The 21,932-nt window shown below is 70.8% G+C and carries 18 protein-coding genes; 13 read left to right on the top strand and 5 right to left on the bottom strand.

Translation table 11 applies throughout. The annotated features are described in order from the left end of the window. The first annotated feature begins 4 nt into the window (after nucleotides 1–4). The 9 genes from AB0E85_RS02580 (at nucleotide 5) to pssA (ending at nucleotide 10,895) form a co-directional block, all read left to right on the top strand. Complete coding sequence (locus AB0E85_RS02580) at nucleotides 5–1,810, top strand: 3-hydroxyacyl-CoA dehydrogenase family protein (RefSeq protein WP_361921666.1); 1,806 nt, start codon at nucleotides 5–7, stop codon at nucleotides 1,808–1,810. Between the two features lie 97 nt (nucleotides 1,811–1,907). Next, nucleotides 1,908–2,735, top strand: a complete 828-nt coding sequence (locus tag AB0E85_RS02575; RefSeq protein WP_361921664.1) for a TetR family transcriptional regulator — start codon at nucleotides 1,908–1,910, stop codon at nucleotides 2,733–2,735. Between the two features lie 424 nt (nucleotides 2,736–3,159). Beyond that, entirely contained in the window at nucleotides 3,160–4,503 is a 1,344-nt protein-coding gene (gene ccrA, locus AB0E85_RS02570; RefSeq protein WP_033309195.1) for a crotonyl-CoA carboxylase/reductase, read from the top strand. A gap of 9 nt (nucleotides 4,504–4,512) precedes the next feature. Continuing rightward, the gene (locus AB0E85_RS02565) at nucleotides 4,513–6,540 is read left to right on the top strand and encodes a protein meaA (RefSeq protein ID WP_361921661.1); all 2,028 of its coding nucleotides are present in this window, start codon (nucleotides 4,513–4,515) and stop codon (nucleotides 6,538–6,540) included. Next, nucleotides 6,537–7,499, top strand: coding sequence for a CoA ester lyase (locus tag AB0E85_RS02560; RefSeq protein ID WP_030948307.1), 963 nt, complete (start codon nucleotides 6,537–6,539; stop codon nucleotides 7,497–7,499). Before AB0E85_RS02565 ends, AB0E85_RS02560 begins: the two co-directional genes overlap by 4 nt. Before the next feature lie 5 nt (nucleotides 7,500–7,504). Further along, on the top strand, nucleotides 7,505–8,017 hold the full coding sequence (locus AB0E85_RS02555) for a MaoC family dehydratase (RefSeq protein ID WP_033309326.1): 513 nt from the start codon (nucleotides 7,505–7,507) through the stop codon (nucleotides 8,015–8,017). Nucleotides 8,018–8,019: 2 nt separating this feature from the next. After that, a complete protein-coding gene (locus tag AB0E85_RS02550; protein ID WP_361921659.1) occupies nucleotides 8,020–9,225 on the top strand; it encodes an acyl-CoA dehydrogenase family protein in 1,206 nt (401 codons plus the stop codon). 172 nt (nucleotides 9,226–9,397) lie between these two features. Then, nucleotides 9,398–10,054, top strand: a complete 657-nt coding sequence (locus AB0E85_RS02545; RefSeq protein WP_361921657.1) for a phosphatidylserine decarboxylase — start codon at nucleotides 9,398–9,400, stop codon at nucleotides 10,052–10,054. 58 nt (nucleotides 10,055–10,112) lie between these two features. Next, nucleotides 10,113–10,895: a CDP-diacylglycerol--serine O-phosphatidyltransferase gene (gene pssA / locus AB0E85_RS02540; protein ID WP_037667928.1), complete on the top strand. Its 783-nt coding sequence runs from the start codon at nucleotides 10,113–10,115 to the stop codon at nucleotides 10,893–10,895. 76 nt (nucleotides 10,896–10,971) lie between these two features. On the opposite strand, the gene AB0E85_RS02535 is transcribed toward pssA, so the two are convergent. Continuing rightward, complete coding sequence (locus AB0E85_RS02535; RefSeq protein WP_361921935.1) at nucleotides 10,972–12,090, bottom strand: glycerate kinase; 1,119 nt, start codon at nucleotides 12,088–12,090, stop codon at nucleotides 10,972–10,974. Between the two features lie 248 nt (nucleotides 12,091–12,338). Here AB0E85_RS02535 and AB0E85_RS02530 point away from each other — a divergent pair, with 248 nt between their 5' ends. The 3 genes from AB0E85_RS02530 (at nucleotide 12,339) to AB0E85_RS02520 (ending at nucleotide 14,787) form a co-directional block, all read left to right on the top strand. Then, a complete protein-coding gene (locus AB0E85_RS02530) occupies nucleotides 12,339–13,424 on the top strand; it encodes an ADP-ribosylglycohydrolase family protein (protein WP_361921655.1) in 1,086 nt (361 codons plus the stop codon). A gap of 28 nt (nucleotides 13,425–13,452) precedes the next feature. Next, on the top strand, nucleotides 13,453–13,947 hold the full coding sequence (locus tag AB0E85_RS02525) for an NUDIX hydrolase (protein WP_361921653.1): 495 nt from the start codon (nucleotides 13,453–13,455) through the stop codon (nucleotides 13,945–13,947). 84 nt (nucleotides 13,948–14,031) lie between these two features. Continuing rightward, nucleotides 14,032–14,787 (top strand): Sir2 family NAD-dependent protein deacetylase, encoded by a 756-nt coding sequence (locus AB0E85_RS02520; protein WP_361921651.1) that lies wholly within the window; start codon nucleotides 14,032–14,034, stop codon nucleotides 14,785–14,787. Here AB0E85_RS02520 and AB0E85_RS02515 read toward each other — a convergent pair. The 3 genes from AB0E85_RS02515 to AB0E85_RS02505 are packed head-to-tail and all read right to left on the bottom strand — an operon-like array spanning nucleotide 14,747 to nucleotide 17,460. Then, entirely contained in the window at nucleotides 14,747–15,460 is a 714-nt protein-coding gene (locus tag AB0E85_RS02515) for a VOC family protein (RefSeq protein WP_361921649.1), read from the bottom strand. The two genes, AB0E85_RS02520 and AB0E85_RS02515, sit on opposite strands and share 41 nt — an antisense overlap. A gap of 35 nt (nucleotides 15,461–15,495) precedes the next feature. Next, nucleotides 15,496–15,978, bottom strand: coding sequence for a methylated-DNA--[protein]-cysteine S-methyltransferase (locus AB0E85_RS02510; RefSeq protein WP_361921647.1), 483 nt, complete (start codon nucleotides 15,976–15,978; stop codon nucleotides 15,496–15,498). A 9-nt stretch (nucleotides 15,979–15,987) separates the two neighbouring features. Then, nucleotides 15,988–17,460 (bottom strand): AlkA N-terminal domain-containing protein, encoded by a 1,473-nt coding sequence (locus AB0E85_RS02505; RefSeq protein WP_361921933.1) that lies wholly within the window; start codon nucleotides 17,458–17,460, stop codon nucleotides 15,988–15,990. 141 nt (nucleotides 17,461–17,601) lie between these two features. On the opposite strand from AB0E85_RS02505, the gene AB0E85_RS02500 reads away from it, so the two are divergent. After that, nucleotides 17,602–17,964: a metalloregulator ArsR/SmtB family transcription factor gene (locus AB0E85_RS02500; RefSeq protein ID WP_361921645.1), complete on the top strand. Its 363-nt coding sequence runs from the start codon at nucleotides 17,602–17,604 to the stop codon at nucleotides 17,962–17,964. A gap of 20 nt (nucleotides 17,965–17,984) precedes the next feature. Here the strand turns inward: AB0E85_RS02500 and AB0E85_RS02495 are convergent, their stop codons facing one another. Further along, nucleotides 17,985–21,878, bottom strand: a complete 3,894-nt coding sequence (locus AB0E85_RS02495) for a glycoside hydrolase family 2 TIM barrel-domain containing protein (protein WP_361921643.1) — start codon at nucleotides 21,876–21,878, stop codon at nucleotides 17,985–17,987. Nucleotides 21,879–21,932 lie beyond the last annotated feature (54 nt).

Below are 21,932 nucleotides of genomic sequence, written 5' to 3'. Positions count from 1 at the left end.
CGCGATGGCCACTCCCCTTTCCGACCCGTCCCAGTCCCCGCTCCGGACCGTCGCCGTCGTCGGCCTCGGCACGATGGGCACCGGCATCGCCGAGGTCCTCGCCAAGGCCGGCCGCACGGTCATCGGCATCGACATCAGCGAGGCCCAGGCCGCCAAGTGCGTCGCCGCCCTGGAGGCCTCCACCGCCCGTGGCGTCGAGCGCGGCCGGCTGACCGAGCAGGAGCGCGCCGGGATCCTCGGCCGCGTCCGCACCTCGGCCGACCTGCGCACCGCCGCCGACGCCGACCTGGTCATCGAGGTGGCCCCGGAGTCGTACGAGGTCAAACAGCAGATCTTCCGGGAGCTGGACGGGATCGTGCGCCCGGAGACCATCCTGGCGACCGGTACCAACGCCCTGTCCGTGACCCGGCTGGCCGCCGAGTCGTCCCGCCCCGAACGGGTGCTGGGCCTGCACTTCTTCAATCCCGCCCCGGCCATGAAGCTGGTCGAGGTCGTCTCCTCGGTGCTGACCGCGCCGGCGGCCGTCACGGCGGTCACCGACCTCGCGCTGGACCTGGGCAAGGAGCCGGTCGCGGTCGGCGACCGCCCCGGTTTCGTGGCGGACGGCCTGCTGTTCGGCTACCTCAACCAGGCCGCCGCGATGTACGAGGCCAAGTACGCCTCCCGCGAGGACATCGACGCCGCGATGCGGCTGGGCTGCGGACTGCCCATGGGCCCGCTGGCGCTGCTCGACCTGATCGGCGTCGACACCGCCCGCACGGTCCTGGAGGCCATGTACGCCGCCTCCCGCGACCGGCTGCACGCCCCGGCCCCGATCCTCAAGCAGCTCAGCGAGGCGGGCCTGACCGGCCGCAAGGCGGGGCGCGGCTTCTACACGTACGAGGCGCCGGGCAGCGCGGCCGTCGTGCGGGACACGCTGACCCCGCCGGAGGGGGGCGACCTCGCCCCCGGGCGGGAGATCCACTCGGTCGGTGTCGCGGGCTCGGGCACCATGGCCTCAGGGATCGCCGAGGTCTTCGCCAAGGCCGGGTACGAGGTGGTCCTGGCCGCCCGCAGCGCGGAGAAGGCGCAGACCGCGAAGGCCCGGATCGGCAAGTCCCTGGCACGCTCGGTCGACAAGGGCCGGATGAGCGCGGAGACCGCCGCCGCGACCCTGGACCGCATCACGGCCACGGGCACCTACGACGACTTCGCCGGTGTCGACCTGGCCGTGGAGGCCGTCGCCGAGGACCTGGAGGTCAAGCGGCAGCTGTTCGCGGCCCTGGACAAGGTCTGCAAGCCGGGCGCGATCCTCGCCACCACGACCTCGTCGCTGCCGGTCGTCGCCTGCGCCCGGGCCACCTCGCGCCCGCAGGACGTGATCGGCATGCACTTCTTCAACCCGGCGCCGGCCATGAAGCTGGTCGAGGTGGTCCGGACGGTGCTGACGGCCGACGACGTCCACGCGACGGTCCGCGAGGTGTGCGGCCGGATCAGGAAGCACCCGGTCGACTGCGGCGACCGCGCCGGCTTCATCGTGAACGCGCTGCTGTTCCCGTACCTGAACAACGCGATCAAGATGGTGCAGGAGCACTACGCGACGCTCGACGACATCGACGCGGCGATGAAGCTGGGCGGCGGCTACCCGATGGGCCCGTTCGAGCTGCTGGACGTCGTCGGACTGGACGTCTCGCTGGCCATCGAGAAGGTCCTGCACCGCGAGTTCCGCGACCCGGGGCTCGCTCCGGCGCCGCTGCTGGAGCACCTGGTGGCCGCGGGCTGCCTCGGCCGCAAGACCGGCCGTGGCTTCCGCGAATATGCCAAGCGCTGAGCGTCCCGGCGACCGGTTCCGGTCCGGCGCGGAGTGGGGCGGCCTGCTCGGCCCGGACCGGTTCCACGAACCAGGCCATGCGCAGCGAGCTGCGCACATGCAGTACGTTCAGGGCATGCCCCAGCCCGCCAAGTCCTCACGTACACCAGCCGCGACCGAGGCGCCGGAGAGTGCCGCCGGCTCTCGCGCCGCCGCCCAGCGGCTCAAGATGCGCCGGGAACTGGCGGCCGCCGCGATGGAGCTGTTCGCCACCAAGGGGTACGAGGCGACCACCGTCGACGAGATCGCGGCCCGGGCCGGGGTCGCGCGCCGTACCTTCTTCCGCCACTTCCGCTCCAAGGAAGAGGCGATCTTCCCCGATCACGACGACACCCTGATCCGGGCCGAGGCGGTGCTCAACGCCGCGCCGGCGCACGAGCATCCGCTCGACACGGTGTGCCGCGGCATCAAGGAGGTCATGCGGATGTACGCGGCCCGGCCGGAGATCTCGGTCGCCCGCTACAAGCTGACCCGCGAGGTGCCCACCCTGCGCGAGGCGGAGATCGCGTCGGTGGCCCGCTACGAGCGGCTCTTCACCCGCTACCTCCTCGGCCACTTCGACGAGCGCGCGCACGCGGACGACGCCAACGACGACCCGCTGCTGGCGGAGGTCGCCGCGTCGGCCGTGGTGACGGCCCACAACCACGTACTGCGGCGCTGGCTGCGCGCGGGCGCCCAGGGGGATGTGGAGGCACAGCTGGACCACGCCTTCGCGATCGTGCGGAAGACCTTCGGCACGGGCATCGGGGCCGGGCGTTCCACGGACACACAGCCGGCCGCGGCCACGGCCTCGGCACAGGGCGAGGTGCTGGTGACGGTCGCCCGTACCGACGCGCCGCTGGAGGAAGTCATGCGGACGATCGAGCAGGCCCTCAAGGAGCGCTGAGCGGCCCTGCGAGGGGTCTGAGCGGCCCTGCGAAGGGCTCTGAGCGGCTGAAGCCACTGTGATGACGGCCACCCCACGGGGTGGCCGTTTTGGCATGTCAGGGGCTGCTTTGCAGGCTCCTGGAGGGCCTGTTCGATCGATCATCGCTCATCTGTTACGTAAAGATTTCATCTGAGGTCAAGTTCTGGCACTCAGTGCCTTGCGGGGTGACACGCGGTGTCATACGTTGAAGAGGTCCGGGCGATGTCCCAGCAAGCTCACCCGCCTGCTCGCCCGGTCGCCTGCGTCACAGGCAACCTCCCGCGCCACCCAGCGCTGTCGAACAGCTCCACCGCCGAACCGACGGCACACCCTCAACCCTCAGCAGCACCGACGTAACCATCGGCGCCCCTCCCTCAGGGCGCTCACCGCCGGAGGCAACACCGTGACCGTTAAGGACATCCTGGCCGCGATCCAGTCGCCCGACTCCACGTCGGAGGACTTCGCCGCCCTCCAGATCCCCGAGTCGTACCGCGCGATCACCGTGCACAAGGACGAGACGGAGATGTTCGCCGGACTCGCCACGCGCGACAAGGACCCCCGCAAGTCGATCCACCTGGACGAGGTGCCGCTGCCCGAGCTCGGCCCGGGCGAGGCGCTGGTGGCCGTCATGGCCTCCTCGGTCAACTACAACTCCGTGTGGACGTCGATCTTCGAGCCGCTGTCCACCTTCGGCTTCCTGGAGCGCTACGGCCGCACCAACGAGCTGGCCAAGCGCCACGACCTGCCGTACCACATCATCGGCTCCGACCTCGCGGGCGTCGTCCTGCGCACCGGCCCCGGCGTCAACGCCTGGCGGCCCGGCGACGAGGTCGTCGCGCACTGCCTCTCCGTCGAGCTGGAGTCCAGCGACGGCCACAACGACACGATGCTCGACCCCGAGCAGCGCATCTGGGGCTTCGAGACGAACTTCGGCGGCCTCGCCGAGATCGCGCTGGTCAAGTCCAACCAGCTGATGCCGAAGCCCGACCACCTCAGCTGGGAGGAGGCCGCCGCCCCCGGCCTCGTCAACTCCACCGCCTACCGCCAGCTGGTCTCCCGCAACGGCGCCGGCATGAAGCAGGGCGACAACGTCCTGATCTGGGGTGCGAGCGGCGGACTCGGCTCCTACGCCACCCAGTTCGCGCTGGCCGGCGGCGCCAACCCGATCTGTGTCGTCTCCAGCGAGCAGAAGGCGGACATCTGCCGCTCGATGGGCGCCGAGGCGATCATCGACCGCAGCGCCGAGGGCTACAAGTTCTGGAAGGACGAGACCACCCAGGACCCGAAGGAGTGGAAGCGCTTCGGCAAGCGCATCCGCGAGTTCACCGACGGCGAGGACATCGACATCGTCTTCGAGCACCCGGGCCGCGAGACCTTCGGCGCGTCGGTCTTCGTCACCCGCAAGGGCGGCACCATCACCACCTGCGCCTCGACCTCGGGCTACATGCACGAGTACGACAACCGCTACCTGTGGATGTCGCTGAAGCGGATCATCGGCTCGCACTTCGCCAACTACCGCGAGGCCTGGGAGGCCAACCGGCTCATCGCGAAGGGCAAGATCCACCCGACCCTGTCGAAGGTGTACTCCCTGGAGGACACCGGCCAGGCCGCCTACGACGTGCACCGCAACCTGCACCAGGGCAAGGTCGGCGTGCTGTGCATGGCGCCCGAGGAGGGCCTGGGCGTGCGCGACCACGAGAAGCGCGCCAAGCACATCGACGCCATCAACCGCTTCCGGAACATCTGAGAGGCGTACATGACTGAGCGTCAGAAGGACCGGCCGTGGCTCATGCGGACCTACGCCGGTCACTCCACCGCCGAGGCGTCCAACGAGCTGTACCGGCGCAACCTCGCCAAGGGCCAGACAGGTCTGTCGGTGGCGTTCGACCTGCCGACGCAGACCGGCTACGACTCCGACCACATCCTCGCCCGCGGCGAGGTCGGCCGGGTCGGCGTGCCGATCGCGCACGTCGGTGACATGCGCCGGCTGTTCCAGGACATCCCCCTGGAGCAGATGAACACCTCGATGACGATCAACGCCACCGCCATGTGGCTGCTGGCGCTCTACCAGGTCGTCGCCGAGGAGCAGGGCGCGGACATCACCAAGCTCCAGGGCACGACCCAGAACGACATCGTCAAGGAGTACCTGTCCCGCGGGACGCACGTCTTCCCGCCGGGGCCGAGCCTGCGCCTGACGACGGACATGATCGCGTACACGGTCTCCCACATCCCGAAGTGGAACCCGATCAACATCTGCAGCTACCACCTCCAAGAGGCGGGCGCCACGCCGGTGCAGGAGATCGCGTACGCGATGTCCACCGCGATCGCCGTCCTCGACGCCGTGCGCGACTCCGGCCAGGTGCCGCAGGAGCGCATGGGCGATGTCGTCGCACGCATCTCGTTCTTCGTGAACGCGGGCGTCCGCTTCGTCGAGGAGATGTGCAAGATGCGGGCGTTCGGCCGCATCTGGGACCGCATCACCCGTGAGCGGTACGGCATCGAGAACCCCAAGCAGCGCCGCTTCCGCTACGGCGTCCAGGTCAACTCCCTGGGCCTGACGGAGGCACAGCCGGAGAACAACGTCCAGCGGATCGTGCTGGAGATGCTGGCCGTCACCCTCTCCAAGGACGCCCGCGCCCGGGCCGTGCAGCTGCCCGCCTGGAACGAGGCGCTGGGCCTTCCCCGCCCGTGGGACCAGCAGTGGTCGCTGCGCATCCAGCAGGTGCTGGCGTACGAGAGCGACCTGCTGGAGTACGAGGACATCTTCGAGGGCTCGAAGGTGATCGAGGCGAAGGTGGACGAGCTGGTCGAGGCCTCGTTCGCCGAGATCGACCGCATCCAGGAGATGGGCGGCGCGATGGCGGCCGTCGAGTCCGGCTACCTCAAGTCGCAGCTGGTCGCCTCGCACGCCGAGCGCCGGGGCCGGATCGAGTCCGGCCAGGAGAAGATCATCGGTGTCAACGCCTTCGAGGGCACCGAGCCGAACCCGCTGACCGCCGACCTGGACACCGCGATCCAGACGGTGGACCCGGCGGTCGAGGCCCGGGTCATCGCCGCGCTCCAGCAGTGGCGTGACAGCCGCTACCAGCCGCCGTTCAACCACCCGCGCCCCTGCAAGGCGCTGGAGCGGCTGAAGGAGGCCGCGCGCGGCAGCGAGAACCTCATGGAGGCCACCCTGGAGTGCGCCCGCGCCGGGGCGACGACCGGCGAGTGGGCCGGGGCCCTGCGCGAGGTGTTCGGCGAGTTCCGGGCGCCCACGGGCGTCTCCTCGGCACCGGTGGCCGTCCCCGTCGAGGAGGGCAGCACGCTCGCCCTGGTCCGCCGCAAGGTGGACCTCACGGCCAAGGACCTGGGCGTGGGCAAGCTGCGCTTCCTGGTCGGCAAGCCGGGCCTGGACGGGCACTCCAACGGCGCCGAGCAGATCGCTGTGCGTGCGCGCGACGCCGGCTTCGAGGTGGTCTACCAGGGGATCCGGCTGACGCCCGAGCAGATCGTGGACGCGGCCCTCGCCGAGGACGTGCACGCGGTCGGCCTGTCGATCCTGTCCGGCTCGCACGCCCAATTGGTGCCCGACGTGCTCGAACGGCTCCGTGTGGCCGGTGCCACAGATATACCGGTGATCGCCGGTGGCATCATCCCGAACGGTGATGCCGAGCAGCTCAGGGAAGCCGGAGTGGCCGCGGTCTTCACCCCGAAGGACTTCGACATCACCGGAATCATCGGCCGGATCGTCGACGAGATCCGGAAAGCGAACAAGCTCGACCCCCTGGAGGTCCCCGCATGACCACGGTCAACCGCCTTCGCCCCCGGCGTTCCTGCCTGGCGGTACCGGGCTCGAACCCGCGCTTCCTGGAGAAGGCCCAGGGCCTCCCGGCCGACCAGGTCTTCCTCGACCTGGAGGACGCGTGCGCCCCGCTCGCCAAGCCCGAGGCGCGGCACACCATCGTGAAGTTCCTGAACGAGGGCGACTGGACGGGCAAGACGCGGGTCGTGCGCGTCAACGACTGGACGACCGAGTGGACGTACCGCGACGTCGTCACGGTCGTCGAGGGCGCCGGCCAGAACCTCGACTGCATCATGCTGCCGAAGGTGCAGACGGCCGAGCAGATCGTCGCCCTCGACCTCCTCCTCACCCAGATCGAGAAGACGATGGGCTTCGAGGTCGGCAAGATCGGCATCGAGGCGCAGATCGAGAACGCGCAGGGCCTGAACAACGTCAACGAGATCGCGACGGCCTCCCAGCGCGTCGAGACGATCATCTTCGGCCCGGCCGACTTCATGGCGTCGATCAACATGAAGTCGCTGGTCGTGGGCGAGCAGCCGCCCGGCTACCCGGCAGACGCCTACCACTACATCCTGATGAAGATCCTGATGGCCGCCCGCGCCAACAACCTCCAGGCGATCGACGGTCCCTACCTCCAGATCCGCAACATCGACGGCTACCGCGAGGTCGCGCAGCGTGCCGCCGCGCTCGGCTTCGACGGCAAGTGGGTGCTGCACCCGGGCCAGGTCGAGGCGTCCAACGAGATCTTCTCGCCGTCCCAGGAGGACTACGACCACGCCGAGCTGATCCTGGACGCGTACGACTACTACACCTCCGAGGCGGGCGGCAAGAAGGGCTCCGCGATGCTCGGTGACGAGATGATCGACGAGGCCAGCCGCAAGATGGCCCTGGTCATCTCCGGCAAGGGCCGCGCCGCCGGAATGCAGCGCACCAGCAAGTTCGAGATTCCGGAGGCGTGACGGCGATGCAGTTCGGACGCACCTACGAGGAGTTCGAGGTCGGCGCGACGTACAAGCACTGGCCGGGAAAGACGGTCACGGAGTACGACGACCACCTGTTCTGTCTCCTCACGATGAACCACCACCCGCTCCACATGGACACGAACTATGCGGAGAAGACGACCGACTTCGGCAAGAACGTCGTCGTGGGCAACTACATCTACTCGCTGCTGCTCGGCATGTCCGTACCGGACATCTCCGGCAAGGCGATCGCCAACCTGGAGATCGAGTCGCTGAAGCACGTGGCGCCGACCTTCCACGGCGACACGATCTACGGCCAGACGACGGTGCTTGACAAGTGGCCGTCCAAGTCGAAGAACGACCGCGGCATCGTCCACGTCGAGACCAAGGGCTACAAGCAGGACGGCACGCTGGTCTGCGTGTTCCGCCGCAAGGTGATGGTGCCGACCGAGACGTACATCAAGGAGCGCGGCGGCGAGCAGCCCGGCCGCCCGGAGCTGCGAGAGCAGGAGAAGTAGTCATGGCGCGACTCGCCCAGACCGCCGGTCTGACGGACGTCCAGCAGGAGATCCTGTCCACCGTCCGGGACTTCGTGGACAAGGAGATCATTCCGGTCGCGACCGAGCTGGAGCACCGCGACGAGTACCCCCAGCAGATCGTGGACGGGCTGAAGGAGTTGGGCCTGTTCGGCCTGATGATCCCCGAGGAGTACGGGGGTCTGGGCGAGTCGCTCCTGACCTACGCGCTGTGCGTGGAGGAGATCGCCCGCGGGTGGATGTCGGTGTCCGGCATCATCAACACCCACTTCATCGTGGCGTACATGCTCAAGCAGCACGGCACGCAGGAGCAGAAGGACCACTTCCTGCCGAGGATGGCGGCCGGCGACATCCGGGGCGCGTTCTCGATGTCGGAGCCGGCCCTCGGCTCGGACGTGTCGGCGATCACGTCGAAGGCGGTGAAGGACGGCGAGGAGTACGTCCTCAACGGCCAGAAGATGTGGCTGACGAACGGCGGAACGTCGTCTCTGGTGGCCGTTCTGGTCAGAAGTGACGAAGGTCACCCCGAGGGCACCGCGCCGCACAAGTCGATGACGACCTTCCTGGTCGAGAAGGAGCCCGGTTTCGGCGAGGTCCGGCCCGGCCTCACGATCCCCGGCAAGATCGACAAGATGGGTTACAAGGGGGTCGACACCACCGAACTCATCATGGATGGCCTGCGGATTCCTGCGGATCGAGTGCTGGGCGGGGTCACCGGCCGTGGTTTCTACCAGATGATGGACGGCGTGGAGGTCGGCCGCGTCAACGTGGCGGCGCGTGGCTGCGGCGTCGCTCAGCGTGCGTTCGAACTGGGCGTCCAGTACGCGCAGCAGCGTCACACCTTCGGGAAGCCGATCGCCCAGCACCAGGCGATCCAGTTCAAGCTGGCCGAGATGGCTACCAAGGTGGAGGCCGCCCATGCGATGATGGTGAACGCAGCACGCAAAAAGGACTCCGGGGAGCGAAACGACCTGGAGGCCGGGATGGCGAAGTACCTCGCATCCGAGTACTGCAAGGAGGTCGTGGAAGACGCCTTCCGTATTCACGGGGGCTACGGCTTCTCCAAGGAGTACGAGATCGAGCGCCTCTACCGCGAGGCTCCGATGCTGCTCATCGGTGAAGGTACCGCCGAGATCCAGAAAATGATCATCGGCAGGCGGCTGCTCGAAGAGTATCGATTCCAGGGCTAGATGTCCGGATACGGGGTGTTTTCTTGGAGAAGAAGATCACACCCCGTCAACACTCTTCTGCCGCCGACTCGGCTGCCTGGCTTACCCAGTTACGGCCCCGAGCCGCTACGATCGCCGGAAAGCCGCCGTCCCCCGTCAGAGTGCGGCATCATCTCCGCTACGAAGGTCATCCATGCCCCACAGCCAAACCTCTGCATCTCGCGACAGCCGGGCCGGCGTACGCCTCGCGCGCGGAGCATCGCCGTGGCTCCTTCCGACCGTCGCCACCGCAGCCCTCAGCCTGGCCCGGGCCCGCCGTTCCGGCGCCGCCAAGGCCGTCGCCGTTCCCGCCACCGCGCTCGCGGCGGGAATGCTGTGGTTCTTCCGCGACCCCGAGCGCGAGATCACCCAGGGCCGGGTCATCTCGCCCGCCGACGGTGTGGTGCAGAGCATCATGCCGTGGAAGGACGGCCGCACCCGCGTCGCGATCTTCATGAGCCCGCTCAACGTCCACGTCAACCGCGCGCCGCTGGCCGGCACGGTGACGTCCGTGGAGCACATCCCCGGTGGCTTCGTTCCCGCTTTCAACAAGGAGAGCGAGAACAACGAGCGGGTCGTCTGGCACTTCGACACCGAGCTCGGCGACATCGAGATGATCCAGATCGCCGGCGCGGTCGCCCGCCGCATCGTCCCCTACCTGCCTGAGGGCACGAAGGTTGAGCAGGGCGAGCGGATCGGCCTGATCCGCTTCGGTTCCCGTGTCGACCTCTACCTGCCCGAGGGCGTGGAGGTCGCGGTCGAGGTCGGTCAGAAGACGGTGGCTGGGGTGACTCGCATTGACCGTGATTGATCCTGATACCAAGGCCGGCTGGGTCCCGGAGGCCGACGAGGTCGACGAGGAAGAGGAGATGCCCCTCTCCCTCCGCCTGTCGATAGCGGACACCCTGACCCTCGGCAATGCCACGTGCGGCTTCATGGCGGTGTACTTCACCACCACCGGCATCCTGATCCCGCACCTCACGGGCAGCCAGGAGACCGGCATGGCCCGCCACAGCGCGGCCACGGCGGTCATCCTCATGCTCTGCGCGGCGGTCTTCGACCTCTTCGACGGCCTGGTGGCGCGCAAGCTGCGCTCCTCCCCCATGGGCGCCGAGCTGGACAACCTGTCCGACCTGATCAGCTTCGGTCTGGCACCGGCGTACTTCGTCCTCGTCTACGGCATGGTCGCGAACGACGCCCACCAGCGGGTGGCGGCGGTCGGGGCGATCGTGGTGCTGCTGGCGGTGGTGCTGCGGCTCGCGCGGTTCTCGTGCGTGACGGTGAAGGACGGCACCTTCCAGGGCATGCCCTCGCCGTTCGGTGCGCTGACGGTCGTCGCGATCGTGCTGCTGGAGCTGCCGTTCGAGGCCACGCTGCTGGCGATCGTGGGGACGGCGTGGCTGATGGTGAGCCGGGTCGAGTACCCGAAGCCCCGCGGCTGGCTCGCGGTGGCGATGCTGATCTGGATCGTCCTGTCCATGGGTCTGCTGGCGGCCTGGGCCTTCGGCGCGCCCGGCGGACAGCTCCTCCTCCAGACGGGGTGCGCGCTCCAGCTGGTGACCGGCGCGGTGATCCCGCTGTTCGCCACGGCCCGCCGGGTGAACAACTTCCGCGACAACCGCCGCGAGGCACGGGCGGCGCAGCTGCCGTAGCGACGGTACGACGATGAAGGCCCCGAGCCGATGGCTCGGGGCCCTTTTCGTGCCCGCGGGGCGGGAGCCGCCCGGCTCAGGTCAGGAAGTCCCTGGCGATGCGTTCCGCGACCCGTTCCAAAATCGGGCCCGCCTCGGCGATGCACTTCGCCACGTCCGGCTCGGCGTCGGTGAGGGGGTAGGCCCGGCGGAAACCGGCGCGGCCCAGGGTCTGGGGCGGCAGGGCGAGGCGTCCGCAGACCGCCACGACGTCCTTGTCCGCGGCGCGGGCCGCGGCGGCGACACCCGCCGGGGCCTTGCCGTGCAGGGTCTGCTCGTCCAGGGAACCCTCGCCGGTGATGACCAGGCCGGCGCGGTCCAGGGCGGGCCCGAAGCCCAGGACGTCGAGCATGACCTCGATACCCGGGCGGAACCGGGCGCCGAGCAGCAGGGCGCCGTAGCCGATGCCGCCCGCCGCGCCCGCACCCGGCGACGCCGCGTACTCGGCGGCCTGCGGGCCGGCCGGTCCCTGGAGCACCTTCGCGAAGTGCGCGAGGGCGGCGTCCAGGGCCGCCACGTCCTCGGGTGAGGCGCCCTTCTGCGGGCCGTAGACCGCGGGGGCGCCCTTCGGGCCGGTCAGCGGGTTGTCGACGTCGCTCGCGAGGATCAGCTCGACCCCGGCCAGACGCGGGTCGAGCCCCGACAGGTCGGCGGTGGCCAGCTCGGCGAGTCCGCCGCCGCCCGGTGGCACCGGCTCTCCGGCGGCGTCCAGGAACCGGGCGCCGAGCGCCGACAGCATCCCGGCGCCGCCGTCGGTGGTGGCGCTGCCGCCGACCCCGAAGACGATCGTGCGGGCGCCTGCGTCCAGCGCGGCCAGCAGCAGCTCGCCGGAGCCGTACGTGGACGCCGTGAGCGGGGCGAAGACCCCGGCGGGCAGCCGCTGAAGCCCGCTCGCCTCGGCCATCTCCACGACCGCGGTGCCCTCGCGCAGCGCGAACGCCGCCGTCACGTCGTCACCGAGGGGGCCGGCGACCCGTACCTCCCGGCGCTGGAACCCGGCCGCCACCGCCGCGGCCACAGTCCCGTCGCCGCCGTCGGCCACCGGAAGCGCCTCGACCTCCAGGTCCGGCAGGACCCGGCGCAGCCCGGCCGTGACCCGCTCGGCGACCTCCACGGCCGTCAGCGACCCCTTGAACTTGTCCGCGGCGACGAGCACCCGCTGTGCCTTCCGGGTGTCGCTCACTGCAGCGTCCGCCACTTGCACTCCCCTTGCTCTCCGGGCCCTCACGCACGTCAAGGCCAGTCGCGCCGCTGTGACCTTAACCGGAGGAGCCCCGGCCCGTCAGCCTTTGCCCACCCCCTGGACCGATGACCTCAAGGGCGCGGGGAACCGCGCGAGCTGCTGCGACGGGCCCGCAGCCCCGCCCCCTCAGGCGCCCCGCGCAAAACGGGTAGACCGGAACCATGACCCTCGTCGACAACGAAACGGCGCTGGCCGACCGCGTCCTCGGCGGCTGGACGGGCCGCATCGCGGGAAACATGCTCGGCAAGCCGGTCGAGCAGGGGGAGCTCTGGACGCGTGAGCGCATCGACCGCTACCTCAGACAGGCCGCCGCCCTGCCCCTGACCGACTACCTGCCCCAGCCCGCGGGCGATCTCGAGATCGCGCTGCGCCCCGAGTGGCCGCACTGCGTCCGCGGCCGCATCCACGGCAGCTGCCGTGACGACGACGTGGACTACGCGATCCTCGGCCTCGACCTGCTGGAGACCCACGGCTTCGGCTTCAGCACCGAGCAGGTCGGCGACCTGTGGCTGCTGCGGCTGCCGTTCCTCCAGACGTTCACCGCCGAGCGGGCCGCGTACCGCAATCTGGCCAACGGGCTGAAGCCGCCGCTGACGGCGACGTACGACAACCCGTACCAGGAGTGGATCGGCGCCCTCATCCGCGCGGACATCTTCGGCTGGACCTGCCCGGGCGTCCCGCGCCGCGCGGCCCAGCTCGCCCGGCGGGACGCGGTGCTGTCGCACACCGGGAACGGGGTCTACGGAGCGATGTGGGCGGCGGCACTGATCTCGGCGGCGTTCACGGCTCCCACCGTGCGGCACGCCGTCGACGAGGCCCTGGCCGTGATCCCGGCGAGCAGCCGCCTCGCCCGCACGGTGCGCCGGGTGGTCTCCCTGCACGACACCCGGATGTCCTGGGAGGACACCCTGACCACGGTCGCCGAGGAGACCGGCGGCATGGGGTGGATCCACACCGTCCCGAACGCGGCCGTCCTCACCGCCGGTCTGCTCTACGGCGACGGTGACTTCACCCGCACCATCACCCTGACCGTCCGCGGGGGTCTGGACACCGACTCCAACGGCGCGACCGCGGGTTCGGTGGCCGGTGTGTTCGGCGGGGCGGCGGCCATCCCCGACCAGTGGAAGGCTCCGCTGGAGGACACCGTGCGCAGCGCGGTGTTCGGCTACGACGGGGTGCGGATCAGCGAACTGGCGGAACGGACACTGCGGCTGGCGGAGCCGGCGGCCCGGCCGGCCAACGGGTGAGGCGGTACCCGACGGCTACCCTGCTCCGATGACCTCCTCTCCTGACTACGCCGCCTACATCGCCTCCCTCCCCCGTGTCCTGGCCGGTGCCGCCGTGCTGTTCCGGGACGGCGAGGGCCGGGTGCTGCTCGTCGAGCCCGGCTACCGGGAGGGCTGGACGCTGCCCGGCGGGACCGTCGAGTCCGACGGCGGCGAGACGCCTCGGCAGGGTGCGCGGCGCGAGACGGCCGAGGAGATCGGTCTCGACCGTGATCCCGGCCGGCTGCTCACGGTGGACTGGGTACAGGGTGCGGGCCGTCCGCCGGTGGTGGCGTACCTGTACGACGGCGGTGTGCTGAGCGAGGACGAGATCAAGGCGATCCGCCTCCAGGAGGAGGAGCTGCTGTCCTGGCGCCTGGTGGCGCGCGAGGAACTGACCGAGTACCTGTCGGGCGTTCACAGCGGCCGGGTCCTGGCCGCCCTCGACGTCCTGGCGGACGGCTCGGGCACGGCGGAACTGGAGAACGGCCGGCGGGTGTTCTGACCGGCCACGTCCCGCGATCATCCCTCGGTGTCCCGCCGGATATCCGCTCGCCGCCGTCCCGCACCCCCGCCTACCCTCGGTGGCATGGCCAAGCCCCTCGTCGCCCTGCTCACCGGTGCCGGCATCAGCACGGACTCCGGGATCCCGGACTACCGCGGGCCGAACGGGCTGTGGCGGCGGGATCCCGACGCCGAGAAGCTCGTCACGTACGAGTACTACATGGGCGACCCGGAGATCCGCCGCCGCTCCTGGCGGATGCGGCGCGAGACGGGGGCGCTTCGGGCCGAGCCCAACGCCGCGCACCGGGCGGTGGCGGAGCTGGAGCGGTCCGGGGTGCCGGTGCGGGTGATCACGCAGAACGTGGACGGGCTGCACCAGCTCGCCGGGATGCCGGCCCGCAAGGTGCTCGAACTGCACGGCACGGCGCGGAGTTTCGTCTGCACCGGCTGCCACGCCCGCGGCCCGATGACGGACGCGCTGGCCCGGGTGGAGGCCGGTGAGGAGGACCCGCCGTGCCTGGAGTGCGGCGGGATCCTGAAGCCGGCGACGGTGATGTTCGGCGAGCGGCTCGACCCCGTGGTCCTCGGCCGGGCGGCCGCCGTCAGCAAGGGCTGCCAGATCTTCGTCGCCGTAGGCACGAGCCTCCAGGTGCATCCTGCGGCCGGCCTGGCCGGTGTCGCCGCCGACCACGGCGCCCGTCTGATCATCGTCAACGCCGAGCCGACGCCGTACGACGACCGGGCCGACGAGATCGTCCGCGATCCCATCGGCACGGCGCTGCCCGAGCTGCTGCGTGGCCTCACGGCCGAAGCGAGCCCCGCAGGTCCGCCAGGCGCGTGAGTGCGTCGCGGCCCCGGTCGCGCTCGGCCGCGGTGAGGTCGAGCGCGGCGGCCCGGGCGAGGGCGGCGGTGGTCGCCTCCTCGTCGTCGAGCCGTGCCGCGACGTCCGCGCGCAGGACGAGGAGCTGAAGCAGTTGGACGCGGGTCGGCGTCTCGTCCGTCAGACCGAGCACGCGGTCGACGACCTTGGCGGCGCCCTCCGGGTCCCCCTTGGAGTCCGCCAGGAGGGACGCGAAGTGCAGGGCCCGCGCGAACGTCTCCTCGGGGGCGGGCCCGTGGTGCCGCTCCCCGCCGGTGCACTGCCCGACGCGGACGCAGTTGCCCCCGGGGTCGGTCACGAGGAACTGCCGCACGCCGTACGACATGTCCTTGAGCGGCCCGACCCGCGGCAGCCCCCGGGTCGGGATCCTGCCGTACGTCTTCTTGAGCCCGGCGCGGAACGCCCGGTAGAGGCCGTCGACGTCGTCGGTCAGGAGGTAGCAGGTGCTGAACGACGTGGCCGGCTCGTACTGCTTCATCGCGAAGAACTGGAGCTCGATGCCGCCGCGTTGCACGACCCCGTACGGGTTGGGGCTGCGCTGCTGGTAGGTCACCTCGAATCCGAGGGCGGTGTAGAAGTCGAGGACGGGCTGGAGGGTCCGGCAGGGCAGGATCGGGATCGTCTTCTCCGGCATGACCCCACTCTAGTCAAATTTGACGAGGCGCGGAGTCAGAAGAGTGAGGCACCGCGTTCGAAGTCCAGCAGCCGCTGCTTGCGCTCCAGGCCGCCGCCGTACCCCGTCAGGTTCCCGTTCGCCCCGATCACCCGGTGGCACGGCACGATGATGCCGATGGGATTGCGGCCGTTGGCGAGGCCGACCGCGCGGGAGGCGGTGGGGGCACCGAGGATGCCGGCCAGCTCGCCGTAGGTACGGGTCTCGCCGTACGGGATGCGGCGCAGCGCGTCCCAGACCGTGCGCTGGAAGGGGGTGCCGTTCAGGCGGAGTTCGACCGTGAACTCCTCCAGGTCGCCCGCGAAGTAGGCCTTCAGCTGCTGCTGCGCCTCGGCGAAGAGGGTGTCGTCGCGGACGCCGAAGGTCTCCTCGGGCGGGCGGTGGCGCTGTTCGGTCATGTACAGGCCGCACAGGACACCGTCGTCGGCGACGAGGGTCAGGGGGCCGTACGGGCTGTCGGTCACGGTGTGCTGCTTCATCGGACGTCCCTATACCGGAAGGAAGTTGATCGGGTGGCTGTCGGTCGCCCAGAGGTACTGGACCGCGTAGGCCCGCCAGGGGCGCCAGGCCCCGGCGCGTGCGGTGAGGGCGGCGGGAGTGGACGGCAGGCCCAGTTCCCGGGCCGCGCGGCGGATGCCGAGGTCGGTGGGGAGGAAGGCGTCGGGGTCGCCGAGCGCGCGCATGGCGATGACGTCCACCGTCCAGGGGCCGAAGCCGGGCAGGGCGAGGAGCCGGTCGCGGGTGCGGGGCCAGTCGCTCTCCACGCCGAGGTGGAGGTCGCCGTCGGCGAGGGCCCGGACCAGGGTGGTGAAGGTGGTGCGGCGGGTGCGCGGCATCGCCAGCGTCTCGGGGTCGAGCGCCGCGAGGGCCTCGGGGGCCGGGAAGAGGTGGGTGAGGCCGCCCTCGGGGTCCTCGACCGGTTCGCCGTACGCGGTGACCAGACGGGCCGCGTGGGTGCGGGCGGCGGCGGTGGAGACCTGCTGCCCGAGCACGGCCCGGACGGCGAACTCGGCCTCGTCGACCGTGCGCGGCACGCGCCGGCCGGGTGCCTTGTCGACCAGTGGCGCGAGGACCGGGTCCGTGCGGAGCTGGTCGTCGATGGCGACGGGGTCGGCGTCCAGGTCGAGCAGGCGGCGGCAGCGGCTGATGGCTACGGTCAGATCGCGCAGGTCGCTGAGGGTGAGGCGGCAGGCGATGTGGTCCGGCTCGGGGGTGAGGGCCACGATGCCGTGGCCGTACGGGAGGCGCAGCGTGCGGCGGTAGGAGCCGTCGCGCCACTCCTCCACCCCGGGTACGGCCGTCGCGGCGAGGTGGCCGAAGAGGTTGTCGGGGTTGAGCGGGGCGCGGAACGGCAGCCGCAGGGAGAGCGCCCCGGGTGTGCTCGTGCCCTGCCGTTTCGGGGCGCGGGCGGCGCGCAGCTCGCTCGGGGCCAGGGCGAAGACCTCGCGGACCGTGTCGTTGAAGGTCCGGATCGAGGAGAAGCCCGCGGCGAAGGCGATCTGCGCCATGGGCAGGTCCGTCGTCTCGATGAGCAGCCGGGCCGTCCGGGACCGCTGCGCTCGGGCGAGGGCGAGCGGCCCCGCACCCAGCTCCGCGAGGAGTTGCCGCTCGACCTGCCGGGTGCTGTAGCCGAGCCGGCCGGCGAGGCCGGGCACGCCCTCGCGGTCCACGACCCCGTCGGCGATCAGCCGCATGGCGCGGGCCACCAGGTCGGCGCGCTGGTTCCACTCCGGGGAGCCGGGGCTGGTATCGGGCCGGCAGCGCTTGCAGGCCCGGAACCCGGCCTGCTGGCAGGCCGCCGCGCTCGGGTGGAAGACCATGTTCTCCGGCTTGGGCGGCACCACCGGGCAGCTGGGACGGCAGTAGACGCCGGTGGTCAGAACGGCCGTGAAGAACCAGCCGTCGAAGCGTGCGTCCTTCGACCGGACGGCGCGCACGCAGCGCTCGGTGTCGGTGTGCATCCCCATCTGCATGAGTCCAGCATCCGGCACCGGGCGGCGCGGGGCTGGCGAGAATCCGACATGGACGTGCCGGCTCAACGGCCGCACGGGCACAGTTGAAGATTCATTCATGTGTTCGCGTAGGGCCGCTAGGATGACGTCATGGGTCATGGAGCCGTCACCCCCGTGCAGGACGCCGGCGAGCGCGTGCGCCTGGACGCGGACAACGTCGCGAAGGTCGCCACCACGCTCCAGGCCCTGTCCACGCCCTCCCGGCTGCTGATCCTGGCGCGGCTGCGCGAAGGCCCGCTGCCGGCCACGGAGTTGGCCGCGGAGGTGGGCATGGAGCAGTCGGCCTGCTCGCACCAGCTGCGGCTGTTGCGCAATCTGGGCCTGGTCGTGGGCGAGCGGCGGGGCCGTTCGGTGGTCTACGCGCTGCACGACCACCATGTCGCCGAGCTGCTCGACCAGGCCGTGTACCACGTGGAGCACCTGCGGCTGGGCCTCAGCGACGCCGCCGAGTGAGGCGGCGCCGCTGACCCGGGTCACGCGGTGGCGGTCGGCCGTCGCGAGGCCTCCATCGCCTCGCTCACGCGCGCGAGCGGACGCAGCCGGTAGGTGTACGCGTAGTCGCGGCCCGCGAGGAGCTTGAACTCGTCGTGGGTGTGCGCGCCCCAGCTGTTGTCGCCGCCCACGCCCATCTGGCGGTGGTTGAGCCGCAGGACCACCGCGTCCCGGGGGGTGAGCTGGTAGTCGTGCCGGGCGCCGACCGACAGGTCCTCGGGGGTGAAGTGCGAGGCGTTGACCTCCAGCAGCGGCTCACCGGACACGAGCAGTCCGCGCCCCCTGCCGTCGGTCAGCGCCGCCCAGCGGACGTCGGTCTTGTTGCCGTTCTCCTGGGGGCGCAGGTACGGGGTCCACTGTCCGGAGACGGTGCCGGAGTACAGGCCCACGTCGGTGGCGTTGTTGCGGTCCCACATGTTCTCCTCGGGGCCCCGGCCGTAGTAGTGCAGCCGGTCCAGGCTCCGCGGCAGGAACAGCAGGGTGCCGACCTCCGGGATGTACGGCAGGTGCGCCGCCCCCGGGTGCAGGGTGTTGTCGACCTTGATCTCGCCGTTGCCGAAGACCGTGTACGTCGTGCTGTACGTGGACTCCGTACCGGTCGGCAGCGTGCCGGTGACGGTGACCTCCACGGCCCGGTCGTCCAGGGGCCGGACCCGTACGTCGGCCACCTTCCGCTGCGCTCCGGCGTCGCGCCAGATCTGGTTGCGGGTGTGCTGGCCGTTGCCGCGGTCGTTGTCGGTGGGCGCCCGCCAGAAGTTCGGGACGGGCCCCGAGGTGATGAGCCGGGTGCCGCCCGCTTCGTAGGAGGTGATGGTTCCGGTGCTCTTGTCGACGGTGACGGCGAAGCCCTTGCCCTGCACGGTGACGGCCCCTTCCCCGTCGGTGTGGGTGAGGGCGGGGACGGTGCGCAGCGGCGCGGGCCGCACGGCCGGGCCGCCCGCGTCGAGTCGGAGCTGCCGCTTGGCCACCTCGAAGCCGGCCTTGGCCCACCGGGTGGCTTCCCTGGTGGTGAAGGAGAGCTGGAGGAAGTACTCCGTGCCGGGTCCGGGCTTCGCCGGGAGCCGGACCGGGACCTTGATGTCCTTGCTGCTGAGCGGGGCGACGTTCAGCTGGTCGCGGGTCAGCCGGCCGCGCTGGACGACCTTGCCGTCGGCGACGAGGGACCAACGGCCGTCGAACTCGCGGAGGTTGGTGAACAGGTACTCGTTGGTGAGCCTGACGGCGCCGGGGCCGCCCGCGGCCGGGGTGGCGTCGACGGCCTGGTAGATCTGCTTGACCTCGGCGGACTTGCCGGTGAGCGTGCGGTCGGGCAGGACGATGCCGTCGCCGGCGAAGGCACCGTCGTTGGGGTTGTCGCCCCAGTCGCCGCCGTACGCGTAGAACGTCTTGTCGCGCGGGCGCTTCTCGGTGAGGCCGACGGTGGCCGCGTCGAACCAGAAGCGCACGCCCTCGTCGCCGGGCTTGCGGGTGTCCGAGGCCAGTTCGGCGGCGCTCAGGGCGCGGGCGTACACGCGGGCGCGGCGGATGGTGCCGCTGAACTCCCGGGTCGGGTTGTCGACGTCGGTGGCGAGCGACAGGGACGCGGTGTTGACGCCGGGGCGGCGGGTGGTGGTCCGGGTGCCGCGTACCTGACCGTCGACGTACAGGGTGAGCGTGCCCGCGTCCGCGTCGAAGACGCCGGCGATGTGGTGCTCCTTGCCGGTCCAGCCCTCGGGCAGGGACCAGCTCGCGGTGACCCACTGGCCTCCGCCGTGGATGAAGAACTCCAGGTTCTTGTCGGTCTGCTTGAGGGCGTACTGGGTGTCGCCCTTGGCGATGATGGGCTGGTGGCCGTAGGGCACGTCCGGGGTGACCCAGGCCTCCAGGGTGAGGGAGCCGGTGAGGTCGAGCCCGGGATCGCGGGGGAAGACGGTGCCGCCCGAGACGCCCTTGGCGCGGTCGAAGGTGCCCGCGGGTGCCATGACCTCGCCGCGCAGCGCGCCGGGGCCGGACTCGGTCAGCAGCTTGCGCGTGGGAGTGGGCCAGCTCAGTGCCTGGTCGACGAAGTCCCAGATCCAGCCGCCCTGGAGGACGTCGTAGCGGCGGACGATGTCCCAGTACTTCTTGAAGTTGCCGTTGGAGTTGCCCATGCCGTGGGAGTACTCGATCATCACGTACGGCCGGGTGTCGCTCGTGTCCTTGGCGCGCTGCTCGACCCGCTGCGGGCTGTCGTACATCTCGGAGCGGATGTCGCTGATGCCCGGGCGGTCGTCGCCCTCGTACTGGATGACACGGGTGGGATCGTAGGAGCGGATCCAGTCGTGCATGGCGTTGAAGGTGGTGCCGCCGCCCGCCTCGTTCCCGAGGGACCAGATGACCACGCTGGCGTGGTTCTTGTCGCGGTGGACCATGTTCTGGGCGCGGACCACGCAGGCCTCGGTCCACTCGGGGTGGCCGCTGCCCGGGAACTCGTCGCGGATGCCGTGGGTCTCCAGGTTGGTCTCGTCGACGAGGTACAGGCCGTACTCGTCGGCGAGTTCGAGCCACAGCGGGCTGTTGGGGTAGTGCGAGGTGCGGACGCTGTTGATGTTGAGGCGCTTGATGATCTCGATGTCCTCGACCATCTGCGCGCGGGTGAGGGCCGAGCTGGTGACGGGGTGCATCTCGTGGCGGTTGGTGCCGCGGAAGGAGACCGGCTTGCCGTTGATGCGCATCAGGCCGTCCTTCAGCGCGAACTCGCGGAAGCCGACCCGGTGCGAGAGGGTCTCCACCACCTTGCCGGCGGGGTCGCGCAGGCGGAGCACGGCGGTGTAGAGGTTCGGGTGCTCGGCCGACCACAGCTTCGGCGCGGAAACGGCTCTGGACGCCTCGGCCGTCGCCTCGTCGCCGTCCGGGACGTCGACGGGCTGGTTCAGCGGCCGGGACCAGACGGCGTGGCCGCGGGCGTCGTAGAGCTGGGTCTCGACGGTGTGGCGGCCCCCGCCCTCGCCGCCGTAGTCGCGTACGTGCGCGGTGACCTTGAGCTCGGCGGAGGTGTAGTCGTCGCCGAGCGGGGTGTCCAGCTTGAAGTCGCGCAGGTGCACGCCGGGCGTGGAGTACAGGTGGACCGAGCGGAAGATGCCGCTCAGCCGGATCATGTCCTGGTCCTCCAGCCACTCCGCGTCGGAGTAGCGGTAGACCTCGACGGCGATCTGGTTGGTGCCCGGCTTCAGGTGGGGGGTGATGTCGTACTCGGCGGAGGTGTAGGAGTCCTCGTGGTAGCCCACCAGCTCGCCGTTGATCCACACGTAGTGGGCGGACTTGACGCCCTCGAAGTGCAGGAAGGTGCGTCGGCCCCGCCAGTCGCGGGGCACGGTGAAGGTGCGGCGGTACTGACCGACGGGGTTGTAGCGGGTCGGTGCGGCCGGCGGCTGGGCCTCCTCGCCGCGGCCGTTGGGACCCCACCAGGGGTAGGTGATGTTGACGTAGATCGGGAAGTCGTAGCCGTGCAGCTGCCAGGCCGACGGAACCGGGATGGTGTCCCAGCCGGAGTCGTCGACGTCGGTGCCGTAGAAGTCCTTGTCCCGGTCGTCGGGGCGGTCCGCATAGGCGAACTTCCAGGTGCCGTCGAGGCTCAGCCGGTACGGCGAGCGCTCGCGGTCGCCCTTCAGGGCCTGTCCGAGGTCCGCGTAGGGCATGAGGGTGGTGTGCGGCGGCTCGGTGCCCACCCGGTACACGCTCAGACCGTCGTTCCACTCGGGAGGGCCGTCCGCCGCCGGGCGCCGGCCGGCCGCGTGTGCCGCGGCCGGCGACGCGGACAGGGCGAGCGCGCCGAGCACGGCGGCTCCTGACTCCAGCAGTCGGCGGCGGCTGACGACCGGCCGGTCGGCGGGGGACGGGTGCGGGGGGTGCGGCATGAGCGTGGCCTTCCTCGGTTCGACAGGTGCGGTGCTGCACGGACTGAGGGCGCG

This window comes from Streptomyces sp. NPDC029044 (assembly GCF_040637495.1).
In the GTDB taxonomy this organism is placed as follows: domain Bacteria; phylum Actinomycetota; class Actinomycetes; order Streptomycetales; family Streptomycetaceae; genus Streptomyces.
This window is presented reverse-complemented; position numbering and strand designations above follow the sequence as displayed.